Origin of the sequence: Allohahella marinimesophila (genome assembly GCF_039538005.1) — a bacterium.
Taxonomy (GTDB): Bacteria; Pseudomonadota; Gammaproteobacteria; order Pseudomonadales; family Oleiphilaceae; genus Allohahella; species Allohahella marinimesophila.
Genome location: NZ_BAABBO010000009.1, coordinates 115,325 through 128,462 on the forward strand (window position 1 = coordinate 115,325; position 13,138 = coordinate 128,462).

Annotated in this window: 12 protein-coding genes; 4 read left to right on the forward strand and 8 right to left on the reverse strand. The window is 56.2% G+C overall.

Translation table 11 applies throughout. The features are described from left to right. Window positions 1-3 precede the first annotated feature (3 nt). On the reverse strand, window positions 4-909 hold the full coding sequence (locus ABD735_RS09185) for a L,D-transpeptidase family protein (protein WP_344805590.1): 906 nt from the start codon (window positions 907-909) through the stop codon (window positions 4-6). Window positions 910-1,280: 371 nt separating this feature from the next. Between ABD735_RS09185 and ABD735_RS09190 the strand changes: the two genes are divergently transcribed. Further along, the gene (locus ABD735_RS09190) at window positions 1,281-1,943 is read left to right on the forward strand and encodes a GntR family transcriptional regulator (protein WP_344805592.1); all 663 of its coding nucleotides are present in this window, start codon (window positions 1,281-1,283) and stop codon (window positions 1,941-1,943) included. A gap of 11 nt (window positions 1,944-1,954) precedes the next feature. Here the strand turns inward: ABD735_RS09190 and ABD735_RS09195 are convergent, their stop codons facing one another. Further along, window positions 1,955-2,527: a hypothetical protein gene (locus tag ABD735_RS09195; protein WP_344805594.1), complete on the reverse strand. Its 573-nt coding sequence runs from the start codon at window positions 2,525-2,527 to the stop codon at window positions 1,955-1,957. Between the two features lie 110 nt (window positions 2,528-2,637). On the opposite strand from ABD735_RS09195, the gene ABD735_RS09200 reads away from it, so the two are divergent. After that, on the forward strand, window positions 2,638-2,838 hold the full coding sequence (locus tag ABD735_RS09200) for a CPXCG motif-containing cysteine-rich protein (RefSeq protein ID WP_344805595.1): 201 nt from the start codon (window positions 2,638-2,640) through the stop codon (window positions 2,836-2,838). On the opposite strand, the gene ABD735_RS09205 is transcribed toward ABD735_RS09200, so the two are convergent. Continuing rightward, window positions 2,835-5,126 (reverse strand): ATP-binding protein, encoded by a 2,292-nt coding sequence (locus ABD735_RS09205; protein ID WP_344805597.1) that lies wholly within the window; start codon window positions 5,124-5,126, stop codon window positions 2,835-2,837. The genes ABD735_RS09200 and ABD735_RS09205 overlap by 4 nt on opposite strands. A gap of 143 nt (window positions 5,127-5,269) precedes the next feature. Here ABD735_RS09205 and ABD735_RS09210 point away from each other — a divergent pair, with 143 nt between their 5' ends. Both ABD735_RS09210 and ABD735_RS09215 read left to right on the forward strand, forming a co-directional pair. Then, on the forward strand, window positions 5,270-7,429 hold the full coding sequence (locus ABD735_RS09210; RefSeq protein WP_344805598.1) for an ATP-binding protein: 2,160 nt from the start codon (window positions 5,270-5,272) through the stop codon (window positions 7,427-7,429). A gap of 56 nt (window positions 7,430-7,485) precedes the next feature. Further along, window positions 7,486-8,097, forward strand: coding sequence for a response regulator (locus ABD735_RS09215; protein WP_344805600.1), 612 nt, complete (start codon window positions 7,486-7,488; stop codon window positions 8,095-8,097). A gap of 26 nt (window positions 8,098-8,123) precedes the next feature. Here the strand turns inward: ABD735_RS09215 and ABD735_RS09220 are convergent, their stop codons facing one another. From ABD735_RS09220 to lptM, 5 genes are all read right to left on the reverse strand, one after another. Beyond that, window positions 8,124-9,731 (reverse strand): GGDEF domain-containing protein, encoded by a 1,608-nt coding sequence (locus ABD735_RS09220; protein ID WP_344805602.1) that lies wholly within the window; start codon window positions 9,729-9,731, stop codon window positions 8,124-8,126. Window positions 9,732-9,867: 136 nt separating this feature from the next. Continuing rightward, on the reverse strand, window positions 9,868-10,707 hold the full coding sequence (locus tag ABD735_RS09225; RefSeq protein WP_344805604.1) for a DUF484 family protein: 840 nt from the start codon (window positions 10,705-10,707) through the stop codon (window positions 9,868-9,870). A gap of 47 nt (window positions 10,708-10,754) precedes the next feature. Beyond that, window positions 10,755-11,585: a diaminopimelate epimerase gene (dapF, locus tag ABD735_RS09230; RefSeq protein WP_344805606.1), complete on the reverse strand. Its 831-nt coding sequence runs from the start codon at window positions 11,583-11,585 to the stop codon at window positions 10,755-10,757. Continuing rightward, window positions 11,582-12,880, reverse strand: coding sequence for a diaminopimelate decarboxylase (gene lysA / locus ABD735_RS09235; RefSeq protein ID WP_344805608.1), 1,299 nt, complete (start codon window positions 12,878-12,880; stop codon window positions 11,582-11,584). Before lysA ends, dapF begins: the two co-directional genes overlap by 4 nt. A gap of 2 nt (window positions 12,881-12,882) precedes the next feature. Continuing rightward, entirely contained in the window at window positions 12,883-13,107 is a 225-nt protein-coding gene (gene lptM / locus ABD735_RS20155) for an LPS translocon maturation chaperone LptM (protein WP_425548597.1), read from the reverse strand. Window positions 13,108-13,138 lie beyond the last annotated feature (31 nt).

A 13,138-nucleotide genomic window follows, 5' to 3' on the forward strand; every position in this document is an offset into this window, starting at 1 on the left:
GTTTTAGCGGCTTCTTCTCACCACCACCCCGACCTGCACAACTTTTCCGGAAGGGCTGAGCATCTCCGCCCTCACTTTCGATGCGTCCACGGAAAGGGCCGAGTTGGCATCCAGGCTAGCCTCCAGCCGTGCCATTTCCATAGACAGCGCTTTCCCTATTTCTGCCAGCTCATTGTCGGCACCGGGGTGAATCTCGACCCAGACTCGGCCACCGTCTACCGCCGCCTTGACCGGCTGATTGATGATTCGCACTGGCGCGCCTACTGGCACCATTCGAATCAGCCGCTCGATATCAGGGTTATAGAGCCGGATGCAGCCGTGACTCACTTGCATTCCAATCCCGATTCTCTTGTTCGATCCATGAATGAGATAGCCATCTGATTTGAGTTTCATGGCGAATGGGCCCAGGGGATTCTCAGGACCCGGCGGTACAACCATTGGCAGCACTTCACCATTTTCCCGGAGATGTTCATCACGAATAGATTTCGGCGGATACCAGGCGGGATTCTCAAGTTTGGCGATAACGGTTGAGTCTATGACGGGCGTAGGAAAATCAGCTGTGCCAACCCCGATTGGAAAGCTCAACACAGCCTTATTCTGAGGCCGATAATAGTACAGCCGATATTCCGGGATATTGATCACGATGCCTTCTCGAGCGCCAGGCGGGAGAATGAAACTGCCAGGCAGGTCCAGCAGGCTGCCATCTTCCGGCACCCAGGGATCAACGGACGGATTTGCGGCTATGAGCTCGTTGTAACCAAAACCCATCAACTCAGCCAGATCGACGAAGGTATCCTCCGAGCTGATCTTGATGGTGTGGTCGGCACCGATGATAGGGCTCTTGCCATTCCACCGGTAAAGGGCCGGCGTACCCTTGAAACTATCGAGCGCTGAGGGCGCCGAATACACAGGCGCTGCCGAAACTGAGGAAAGACCAACCAAAAGGGCCACAAGGAGACAACGGGATCGAGATAATGTGCGTGCCAAGTAAGGACTCCGAAATTCTGAAATTACAGTAATTTGCTCAATGAAATTTAAAACTGGTTTTAAGTCTGGTTACAAAACATTGTGGTTCCATACAGCTTTCCGCTGGAAAAAGCCCTGCGAGCCGCTAAGCTTGGTTCAGGTTATGTCATTTGTACATATCCTTTTCTGCTGCGCTTGCGGAGCCCTTCGGCTCCGCTTTTTTATGCCAGAATTATTGTCGTCCACCGTTTTTATGGTGTAATACTGGCCGGCGCGAACCCTCATCCTGAGGCACAGACGGGACATCCATATCAATGCAGTTTTCAGCGAGGGAAACGCTCACAGAGCAAGTAGCCCAATATCTCGAAGACCAGATCGTTCACGGGCAGATGCATTCCGGCGAGCGGATCATCGAAAGCAGCATGGCCAAGAAGCTCGACGTCAGCCATGGCTGCGTACGCGAGGCACTGCTGCTGATCGAAAAACGCTATCTCGTCAAGATCATTCCGCGTAAAGGCACCTTTGTCACTACGCTCGATGAAGACTTCGTGAAAGCACTTTACGAAACCCTGCTCCTCATTCTCGGCAACACCGGACGTAAACTTGTGCGCGAATGGCGTGATGAGGACATGCAGCACATGGAAACGCTTTATCTGGAGATGAAAGCCTCCTTCGAAGCGGGCAAGCTGCAACGTTTCCACGAGCTGGGAATCGAATACACCCAGGCCTCCCTCGTGTATGCCCGTAACCACTTCATCGTCGAGATGATCAACAACCTGTGGCCATCGGCCAAACGCTGCAGTTTCCTCGCCCTGCAGCAGGGTCCGCAGATCATTTATGACAATCTTGATTACATGCGCCGGTCACTTGATTTGATACGCACTCATGACGAAGCCGGGCTGATCGATCTACTGGAAGCTTACGGTACCAAGCAGTGCGAGCAGGTGCTGGCCTGTATCAAGCCAAAAAGGCCGTAGTGACGGCCGACTTATTTGCTCACGCTGAGATGAGAGATATCTGGTAGCACCGGTGCGCTCTCAACCTTTTTTTCCCCAATCGTGCTGCCCGTAGGCGCCAGGTCAAAACTGACTGTCTGCAGAATTGCTGCAGGCGCACTCTCGCTGCTGGGGCCCATGCGACTGCCTACAGGCGCCAGATCCCAGTTGATGCCCGCCAGAATATCATCGATAACGCTACGCTCAGCGGCAGGCTCGATCGTGCTGGGTACTTCTTCAGCCCGAGTGGCCGAGGGCTCGCCCGCTGCTGCCGGTGTGTCGTTGTCAGGAGATGATGTTTGACCAGGCAGCTCGCCTGATTCAGTCACCGTCCTGGCTCGCAAATCGCACTCCGCCCCCTGCCGCTTGAGCGCCAGCAGATATTTTTCCGCGTCTTCTTCCGTCAACCTGCTCTTGAGCACTACGGGTTCGCCAGAGAACATCCTGGCAAGTTGAGCATCATTCGCATTGAACAGCCGTTGCAGGTTCGCTTTTACCTGCCCGAGATCGAACTGCGGCAGGATTCGTCCGGAAAAGACGAGGTCAAATCTTGAGGACTCCGGCATTCGAACCTCTATCGCGACATTTGATACAATGATTGAACGGATAAACTATTACATCAGTATAGACAGTAGACGGTCGATGCCCAAAAATTTAGTCAGTGGAGGAAACAGCCATGCCTAGTGTGGAAAGTGCACTGATTAGCTGCCCCAACTGCGGCGAAATGATTTCGGTACTGGTCGACACCACCGATTCAGGGCAGGATTATGTGGAAGACTGCCAGGTCTGCTGCCGTCCGATACGCATGATGGCAGTCTGCGACGAAATGGGGCATCTGCTACGCGTGGAGGTCAGCAGTGAGGACGATATCTATTAGCGGCCACCGTCAGTGGGCGATACAGCGTCATCGCTATCAGCGAGCGAGTCAGTAGCGAGCGTCTCCAGGAGGGTGTCATAGGCCAGCAGGATGGCGTTCATGGCGTCCAGATCGAATTGATTGACCGCATGCAGAAGCGACTGGGCATAATCGATGACCGTCTGCTTGTCGAACTGTATGCCCAATGCAGTGAGCCGCTCACCAAAACTGGCGGCTTCCTGGAGGTCACCGCTGTCCAGCAGATAGTCATGCAGCTCTCTGAACTCGCCTGACAGCAGTCGCTCCAGTCGGTCCCCCTGTTTGCGGCTGCCACTCGCCGCCAATGCGGGTTTACGCGTGCCGCGATCAGATGACCCACCATTGACCTGATCGACGGTGGCTGGCAGCCGTGGCTTCGGTGCCGTGGTCCCAAGGCTCTTCGACTCTGCTGTCCCGGCAGATTCATATCGTGTGGTCAATTGCAGCGGCTCGTCGTCCTGCTCCTCGACCACCTGAACATGATGCAGCCGGATTTCAAAACGTGCGCCGCTACCCTGCTCACTGACGAGTCCAATTTCGCCATTCATCATCTCGACCAGCTTCTTGGTGATGGCCAGCCCCAGCCCCGTACCGCCATACTGTCGATTGCTCTGCCCCTCATGCTGCTCGAAGGCGTTGAATATCCGGGCGTGCTGATCGGGAGCGATGCCTATTCCAGAGTCTTCCACCCCGATGACGAGCTCCACCGTATTACTTTTCGCCGCGCCAGGTACAGCGGCCACCGACAGGGCGATATGACCCTTGTGAGTAAACTTGATGGCATTCCCGACGAGATTGAGCAGAACCTGACGAATCCGCACCTCGTCAAGACTCAAGGCGTTCGGCACCTCAGGGTCGACAGTCACCCGGAAGTCGAGCTGCTTCTGCGCACAGCGCGCTGAAAACAGCGTAGCGACATCGTTGATGAGCCGGCGGACATCGACCCGTCCCAACTCGATACTGATCTTCCCCGACTCGATTTTCGAGAGATCGAGAATATCGTTGATGACCGATAGCAGCGCCCTGGCGCCCTTCTTGACCGCGTCGATATAAGACTGTTGCTTGGCATCCTGAATCAGCCCTTCGAGCAGCTCCGTATAGCCGATCACCGCATTCATCGGGGTGCGGATCTCGTGAGACATATTCGCGAGGAATTCACTCTTGGCCTTGTTCGCCGCTTCAGCCTCCTTCGCGAGTACTTCCGCACGCTTGATGGCTGAGCGCAGCCGCTCCTCACTCTTGCGCAGACGAACTTCGGAGCGCATGCGCTCGTCGATTTCACGCGAAAGCTTGCGGTTCCAGTACAGAAAGATGGCGACGACCAGCGCGGCAATGCCGACTACCCGCCAGACGAGGCCGTAGTCGACTGCTTCCTCATAGCTGAAGCTGAGCCAGTTGCGATAGATGGCCTGTTGCTCGTCCGGGGTCACGGTCAACAGCGCCTTGTCGAGAATGCGTTTGAGCATCGGAGAGTCCCGGCTCATGCCGATGGCCACTTCGTAGGTATAGGGCGTGATACCGGTCAGCTTGATATTACTGATGCCCAGTCTGTTGACGAGATAGGTGATGCTGGGAATGTTGCTGACGAGCACATCGATCTCACCATTGGACAGGGACAGCAAGCCCTCCTGAAGCGTGTCGACGAAGAACATGTTGAGCTGTGGGTGGTTGGTCAGCAGGAAATCCTGACTGGCATAGTTCTTCACCACCGCCACCCGTTCGTTGCCAAGATCATCCAGCGAGCCGACGAAGTTTTGCGAGTCTCTCACCGCCATGACGATGGGGTAGCTCAACAGGGTATTCGAGAAGCTCATCTTGCCGCGACGGCGCGGTGTCACACCAACTGCCGAAACCATGTCGATGCTGCCATCTTCCAGCCCCTGTATGGTCGAGGCGAAATCATTGGCCGCCACTCTGCCAAATGTGTAATTCAGTCGACTTTCGAGCAGCGCGACGTAGTCGGCGACGATGCCTACGACGTCGCCCCGATCGTTACGCATTTCGAAGGGAGGCCAGTTGGGGTCATTGCCGATGACGAGCTGAGGCTGCGCATTCAACCAGGAACGCTCGAAGGGCGTCAGCAAGTCCGCAGTGCCGCCGCTCTGCCCTTGGGATTCCGAAATCTGCTGACCTTCACTGGGCGCTGCAGTCACTTGAGACAAGGGAATGGCGAGCATCAATAACAGCACTACCAGCACGCATTTGACGACGCGCAGACTTAATGCATCGTGCGCTGTGACACAGCCTCTGTTATTGGATATTCGTAACATTGTCAGCGGGCAAAATGATATAGTCTGAAAGTTTTAGGCATTCTGATCCAAGTGGGGTCGGGACGGTTCCGCCGGTCGACATCCGAACGGTAATACCAGTGCTCCGGATGATAACGAAAATATGTCACTAACGTCTGTAGTCAATGCTCAATAATAAGGCTCGCATTCCGTCGATCCTGGTGCCGAGCCTGCTGAACAGGTTCCTGATCCTGCTCGTGGTCATGACCATCGCATCGCTGTCGGCGGTCTGGTTCGCGTTCAGTCAGGTACTGGCAGACCGTCAGAAACAGGAAGTCGCCACGGCCGTGCACTTTGTGCTGCCTCAGATATCTGCGGCCGTGAAAAATGGCGACGAGAATGCGGCCTTTATTGGTCTACGCGCACTCAACGATGTATTGCCCATTAAAGTGGCACAGATTTACCGGGAACGCGAAACACCCTGGCTGGAATATCGCGCGGAGCCACATCAGATATCCGGCCTGGACAGCGACAACCTGGAAGTCGGCGCCGACTCGCTGGACCTCGCCAACATAGCCAGCAAGGACCTCACGCGGATTGGTGGTGCCGATCCGGACCTGGCCTTCGATACGCAGATCTTCGACTTCAAGAACGTCCCCTCGGAGGCCGGCGAGACAGGCCGCACGCTCAGCTCTGCAGATCGAAGCGGCTACCTCAAGCTGTACCTGAATCCTGCGAACACCTTTCGCGGGGTGTTCCAGTCTGCGCGGCTCCTCATCGGGTCGCTGTTACTGCTCTTCCTCGGGCTCGCTTTTTTCTACTATCAATCGCTACGCTTCCGAATCGAAGGCCGCCTGCAGGGTCTGTTGCGACGTCTGGCCAACCTCGATACCCATGCACCGGCAAGGCACCTGCTGCCTCTCAGCGGCAGCACCCAGGTGCGCGATGAGTTCGACATGATTGCAGCCCACTACAATCAGTTGCTCCTCGGCGTCGACAGCCTCCAACGCAAGGTCAAATCGCTGCAGGAACAGATCAGGCGCAACGAGACGGAGGTGGAGCAGCAGGTCCAGCATCGGACTGCTGAAATCAGAAAGCTCAATGAGCGCTATCTCGAGCAGAAGTTCGATGCACGCAATTTTGCGCTGAAGGCGAGGCAGGCGCGCTGGGAAGCCGACAAGGCCAATCGGGACAAGACCCGCTTTCTCGCAGCGGCCAGCCATGACCTGAGACAGCCTCTCCATGCGATGAACCTGTTCCTGGAAGCACTTGACCGGGAAGTGCGCAGTGAACGTGGTCGTGGTATTTACGAAGACCTGCAGAAATCCCTCGAGTCGATGCAGACCATGTTCAACTCTCTGCTCGACATCTCTCGTCTCGAGGCCGGCGTGACCGAAGCCAACATGCAACCCGTCGCCATGCAGGATATTTTCGACAAACTGGAACTCCTCTTCAGACAGTCTGCAGAGGACAAATCGCTGGACCTCAGAATCCTGCCTTCGAAGCTGCTGGTCTGCAGTGACCCGCAGTTGCTCGAGCAGATAGCGCGCAACCTGTTGTCGAATGCGATCAAATACACCGAGAAGGGTGCCGTTCTTGTAGGCTGCCGACGTGACGGTGCCAAGGTCAGATTCTTCGTGATGGACCAGGGCATCGGTATCCGCAAGAGCAAACAGGCACAGATCTTTTCGGAATTCGTTCAGCTCGATAATGAAGAGCGCGATCGCAGCAAGGGCATCGGTCTCGGGCTTGCCATCGTCAAGCGCGCCTGTGAAGTGCTCGATCATGATATACGCCTCCATTCGGTCTATAGCGAATGGACACGCTTTGACATTATCCTACCGCGCACCTATAGCCTGCATCAGACGCAACTGACACAGTCTACTGCGTCCGCGCTCAGCCGGTTTGACGGCCAGAAAGTGCTGGTGCTCGATGATGACAACACGGTCCTGTTAGCCATGAGCTCATTGCTCGAAAGCTGGAATCTTCAGCCCTTGCTGGCTCAAACGATTGCCGAGGCGAAGGACTTCTGTTCTGGTAGAAGCGACAAGCCAGACTTGATCATCAGTGATTATCGGCTGCAAAATGGGGCGTCGGGTATCGAAGCCGTGCAGCAGCTCAATGAAATGCTCGGCTCACCGAGACCGGCTCTGATCATTACCGGCGAAACAGCGCCAGAGCGAATCAGAACGGCCACGAATTCGGGCTATCAGGTCATGTTCAAGCCGGTGAAACCAGCCCGGCTGAGAGCGCTCTGCCAGACTGCGCTGTCGAAGCGAGCAGCCGTTTCGACCGTTGTCAGCAGCCAGACGAACGAAGCAGTTGCTGCAAGCGGTGGCGCCTGAGACCGGATTACAGACGTCGTGATCTGACAAAGATTATTTTTTGAAAAGGGTAATCCATGAATTTCGCAATCGCCGATGACCACGGTATCTTCCGAAGCGGCCTCAAGCTCATTCTTCATGATTTGTATCCTGACTGTGAAATCCAGGAAGCTGCTCAGGGCGACGAAGTTCTTGAGATTCTGAAAAACCACAATGACATCGAGCTTCTGCTGCTCGATCTGCGCATGCCTGAAAGCAGTGGCGTGTCGTTGCTGCAACAATGCCGGGAACAGTTTCCGGAAGTGCCCTGCATGGTGGTCTCGGCCAGCGAAGAACTCACCGTCATGCAGTCCGCGCTACAGAATGGCGCGATCGGCTACATACCCAAGTCTTCCAGCAACAGCGAAATTGCCGAAGCCATCAAGAAAGTCATGAGTGGCGATGTTTATATTCCACCGCAGCTCAAGTCGGTCAAGCGTGGTGACCAGACTCTGAACATCAACCTCACACCGCGTCAGCTGGAGGTCCTGGGTCTCCTGGCTGAAGGCATGTCGAACAAGCAGATCGGTAATCAGCTGCACATCGCCCCGGGTACGATCAAGGCGCATATCGCTGCCATCTTTCGGGAACTTGAAAGTGTGAATCGGACCCAGGCCGTGCGCCGGGCACGAGAACTGCACCTGCTCTAGCGCCCCCCATCCGCAGTGAACTGCGCTTAGCTCGCTGCTACTACCGCATTCCGGCCGTTGTCCTTCGCGCTATACATGGCGCCGTCGGCCCGGTCGAATGCGCTCTGGCGGGTATCACCCTCAGTGAACTCGGTCACACCGAAAGACACAGTCACCTGCACCTGTTCGCCGCGAAAATGGAAGGGTAATTCGCTGACCACCTTTCGCATCTTCTCCAGGGCGACTTCGGCAGCTTCCAGCTTGGTTTCAGGGAAGATGATCACGAATTCCTCCCCACCATATCGCGCGAAGAAGTCGGTCCGTCGAAGCCGTTTGGCCAGCTCCTTGGCGACGATCTGAATGACACGATCTCCCGCCAGATGGCCGTAGCTGTCATTGATACGCTTGAAGAGATCGATATCGCAGACGGCCACCGTGAGCGGATTACGATAGCGCGACCAGCGCTCGAATTCTTCCAGAATGCGTGTCTCAAAAGCTTCGCGATTCGGCACCCCTGTGAGGCCATCGGTGAGCGCGCGGTTGCGCTCTTCCTTCAAACGGATCTTGAGCTCAGCCGTCTGGGACTCGAGCTCTGCGGTCTTGACCTTGAGCGAGGCCAGACTGCTCAGCAGAGTCTGTTCGCGCTGATCCTCATGCTCGACGAAGGCATCGAGTGATGTAATCAGTGAGTCGAGGTGGGTTCTGACAGAAGCCTGAAGGTGGCTGAGACTGTCAGCCTCGGCCACGTCACTCTGAATTGTGGAGACCTGATCCTTGATCGCCTTGCGGAAACTCTGCTTGCTACCAAGGGCTTCTTCCTGATGCTTGTGTGCCTCGGTGATGAACGCGTGAATACCCGAGAGCCGATCGTCCAGCGATCGCAGGAAAGTTTCGAAATCGCGTTGACCCTTGCCGAGCGCGGCGATGACCAGCGCAGCAACTTCGTCGAGCAATAGCATGAGCTCACTATCGCTCGCGCCCGCAAGAATCTTCTCGCGCGCTTTTTCCAGATCGCGCACTGCACTGTCAGGCAGGGTCATTGAAGACAACAGGTGAAGCAGGGTTTTCTGAACGTGCTCGCCAAAGGCCGATAGACCCGGGGTGGAGGGCGTGGCATCAAGGTCGGTAGACAGCATGCCAGGCGGGAGACTATCGAAACTGCTGCCGCTTGCACTGCTCTTGCGAGTGATACTGGCTGGTTTGGCTGAGACCGGTGCTGCCTGTTTTGTATCGGAGGACAGGCCGGCCAGGAGGCGGCCAAACAGGCTTGGTTTTCGGCTTCGGCGCTCTTCCACCGGCGCGCCATCGGCCACTGGGGCAGCGTCACCTCCGGCCCGGCGCTCGACCAGTTGAGCCATTTCGCCCAACACTTCTATGCTGGCGTTGCGGGCTTCATCCAGCTCCAGCACACGCTTTTCTATGCGTTCAAGCTGCTGGGTCAGTTGTCTTGGCGAGGTTCCAGTGGCGCGGAGGAGGCTGCGAAGCTCCTTGAGATCGGAATCGAGGGAGCGGTTCTGGCCCTCTGCAGCAAGGCTTACGCGTGTCACCAGCCGCTGCATGATGCTGATCATCTCCGAAGCCTTGCCTTCTTTTTCATCCCACTGCGCAAGAAGTTCGTTGTACTTGTTCTTCCATTGGTTCTGGTCACTGCTCACGGGCATACTCTTCCGTTTTATGATTGTTATTTCTGCCAGAAAACCAGCAGATTGCCTTGAGTATAGCAATAGGCAGAGCGCATGCGAGTCGGCTAATTGTGCAAATGGGAGCTGGCAGAAAAGGAGGACCGCAGCCTCAGGAGCTGCGGAGCGCCATCGATTCCTTGTAGAGTAAGGGTGGCAACAGTCTGGATAGCGTATCGGCTATATAGGTGAGGAACATCGACCCCATGGAGCTGTCGAAGTAATCTTCCTTGCGGCTACCAATACTGAGCACACCCAGTGGCGACTCGTATTGCAGCGGGATGACGGCGCAGGACCCGACGGCTTCAGAGGATACCGGGAAGAGGTATTCGCGCTGCTTTGCCGTGAGACGTCCAAAACTGACCCGCCCGACTGACAACATGTCTTCAAGGGCTTCGCCGGCGGCATTGGCCGTCGAGCGTTGTACATTGCTGGCGCGTGCACCGGAACGCGCTGAAGCGCCCTGAATGGCGTCGTCGAACACGATGAGGGAACAGAAGTCGACACGGAAGTCGCGCAGGAAACCGTCCTGAAGCACGACCAGAATCTCATCGAGTGTCCTGGCTTCGAGCAGGCTGGTCAGCAGACGCTTGGACTTGTTGAAAAGCTGGTCATTTTCCCTGGCCGTCTCGATAAGACTGTTGAGCTGTTGCTCATAGCTGTCCCGCTGAGCACGGAAAACAGCGACCTGCTTTTCGATGAGTGAAATCGCGGCACCTGACTCATGCGGGAGCCTCAGCTCGGTCAACAGTGCTTCATGCTCGAGAAAGAAGTCTGGGTTGGCCCGCAGATAGGCTGCCACTTCGATGGCCGATGGTGCTCGGGGCTTTGTTTCGCTGCCGCGCTTGACGGCGCCGGATGCATGCAGGCTGCCTTCGGCGGCAGTACCTGACTCACCAGCGTTCTTGGCAGACTTGCCAGAGCTACTCAGCCTGGCGGACGATTCAGTCATAGCTTTACCATAATTGTTTTGAGTTGCCGGCCCTGCCGGATTGGCGTCTACAGATCGATAACGCCTTCGAACACGTGGGTGGCCGGACCAGTCATATAGACATTGGCGCCCTCACCCGCCCAACTCAGATGAAGGCTGCCGCCCGGTAGCTTGATTTCAGCTTCAGGACCCAGCAAACCTTTCAGCCGACCATATACATGGGCGGCGCAGGCACCGGTTCCACAGGCGAGCGTTTCTCCGACCCCGCGTTCATACACCCTGAGTTTAGCGAACTTTGCGTGAACCACCTGCAAAAAGCCTGCATTTACCCGCTGTGGAAAGTCCTGATGGGCTTCAATCCGACGCCCGACCTGCCTCACCGGAAACAGGTTGATATCGTCTACAAGCATGATTGCATGAGGATTTCCCATGGATACGGCGCCTATTTCAAAGCTGTCTTCACCGTCTCTGATAATATAATCCACAGCCTGTTTTTCAGCCTTGAACGGGATTTTTACAGGCTCGAGTATGGGCACACCCATATCCACCCGGACCATGCCCGAGGGCTCTACATGGAGATGAATGATGCCGTTCCGGGTTTCGACAGCGATACGGCTCTTGATCGTGAGTCCCTTGTCCCTGACGAACTTGGCAAAGCAGCGTGCACCGTTACCGCACTGTTCGACTTCGGAGCCGTCGGCGTTGAAGATTCGGTACTTGAAGTCGATATCGGGTTGCTGAGGCGGCTCGACCAACAAGAGCTGGTTGAAGCCTATGCCGAACTGCCGGCTTGCAAAGCGTCTGATGATCGCCGGCGTCAGCTCAATGGCCTGACTGATGCCATCGAGCACCATAAAGTCATTGCCGAGACCGTGCATTTTGCTGAATGGCAGTTTCATCCCAGGGTGACCTGCTCTGGCAGCACCTGCTCGCCAGCGAAAAGATCTGCAATCTTCTCACGCTGTCGCACCACGAAATGCTGACTGCCAGAGACCATGATCTCGGGCGCCCGCGCACGTGTGTTGTAATTGGACGACATCACGAAACCATAGGCCCCGGCTGAGCGCACCGCGAGAAGGTCGCCATGAGCCAGACTGAGCCGGCGTTGCTTGCCAAGAAAGTCGCCTGATTCACAAACTGGTCCAACAATGTCGAACTCGGCTTCTCGACGGCCTGCTTCGGCAGCATCGACTATGGGCTCAGTGACCGGAATGATCTGCTGATGCGCGTTGTACAGGCTCGGCCGAATCAGATCATTCATGGCGGCATCGACCAAAGCGAAATGGCGTCCCTGATTCTCCTTGAGGTACTCGACCCGCGTGACGAGAATGCCGGCATTCGCTGCAATCGACCGACCCGGCTCCAGCAGCAGCTTCAGACCAGTACCCTGAAGCCGCTTCACGATGGCCGCTGCATAGTCTCGCGGATGTGGTGGCGTTTCCGTGGTGTACTGCACACCCAGGCCGCCGCCAAGATCGATATGGGTCAGCGAAATGCCCTGAGCGGCCAGTTCATCGATCATGGCCAACACTTTTTCCAGGGCATCCAGGAAGGGCGCCGTCTGGGTGATCTGCGAACCGATATGGCAGTCGATACCCGTGACCTCCAGCGCAGAATGATCGGCCGCGAAACGATACATGGCCCGCGCATCATCAAAACTGACGCCGAACTTGTTTTCCTTCAGACCCGTCGAGATATAGGGGTGAGTGCCGGCATCCACGTCCGGATTCACCCGCACGGACACGCGTGCAGTCTTGTTCATGCTGCTAGCCACATCGGCCAGAGCGCGAAGCTCGGCAAAGGATTCCACATTGAAACAGTAGACGCCTATCTCAAGTGCCCTGCGCATCTCGTGAGGCTGCTTGCCAACGCCTGAAAACACCATTCTGTCGGCCTGACCACCGGCGGCCAGCACGCGCTCGAGCTCACCGATGGAGACGATATCGAATCCAATTCCAAGGCGCGCCATCACGTTCAGTACGGCCAGGTTTGAATTCGCCTTTACGGCGTAGCAGATCATACCGGGATAATCACCGAGCGCCGCCAGATAGGCTTTGACGTGGCGGGTCAGGGTAGCCGCTGAGTAGATGTAACAGGGCGTGCCATGGGCCTTCGCCAGCTCAGCCACATTGCAGTCTTCGGCAAACAGCGTGCGCCGGCCATCGGCATCGGTGCGGTATTCAAAATGATCCATAGTCAGCTGCTCACATGCAGGATTTGAACTGGAGAGGAAGACGACACGGTCCCCGATGCCAACGCGGAGTCACGCGGCGGAAGTTCCAGCGGACCTTTCTGCCCACAGGACAGGAGTAGCAAGCTGGCGCTGAAAATAACGACAAGTGTGGATGACAAGGCAAAGGTCCAGTGTGTGGTTGAAAACTTGAATGAGACGGCCCTGGCCGCCCTCAAAAGAGTATACATTCAGAGCAGGGAGATCAAAACGTCCAGCCGT

Coding starts and splice junctions, on each gene's coding strand:
- ABD735_RS09205 (WP_344805597.1), bottom strand. CDS start 5,126: ATGTTACGAATATCCAATAACAGAGGCTGTGTCACAGCGCACGATGCA.
- ABD735_RS09190 (WP_344805592.1), top strand. CDS start 1,281: ATGCAGTTTTCAGCGAGGGAAACGCTCACAGAGCAAGTAGCCCAATAT.
- lptM (WP_425548597.1), bottom strand. CDS start 13,107: ATGTATACTCTTTTGAGGGCGGCCAGGGCCGTCTCATTCAAGTTTTCA.
- ABD735_RS09215 (WP_344805600.1), top strand. CDS start 7,486: ATGAATTTCGCAATCGCCGATGACCACGGTATCTTCCGAAGCGGCCTC.
- ABD735_RS09225 (WP_344805604.1), bottom strand. CDS start 10,707: ATGACTGAATCGTCCGCCAGGCTGAGTAGCTCTGGCAAGTCTGCCAAG.
- dapF (WP_344805606.1), bottom strand. CDS start 11,585: ATGAAACTGCCATTCAGCAAAATGCACGGTCTCGGCAATGACTTTATG.
- ABD735_RS09210 (WP_344805598.1), top strand. CDS start 5,270: ATGCTCAATAATAAGGCTCGCATTCCGTCGATCCTGGTGCCGAGCCTG.
- ABD735_RS09195 (WP_344805594.1), bottom strand. CDS start 2,527: ATGCCGGAGTCCTCAAGATTTGACCTCGTCTTTTCCGGACGAATCCTG.
- ABD735_RS09200 (WP_344805595.1), top strand. CDS start 2,638: ATGCCTAGTGTGGAAAGTGCACTGATTAGCTGCCCCAACTGCGGCGAA.
- lysA (WP_344805608.1), bottom strand. CDS start 12,880: ATGGATCATTTTGAATACCGCACCGATGCCGATGGCCGGCGCACGCTG.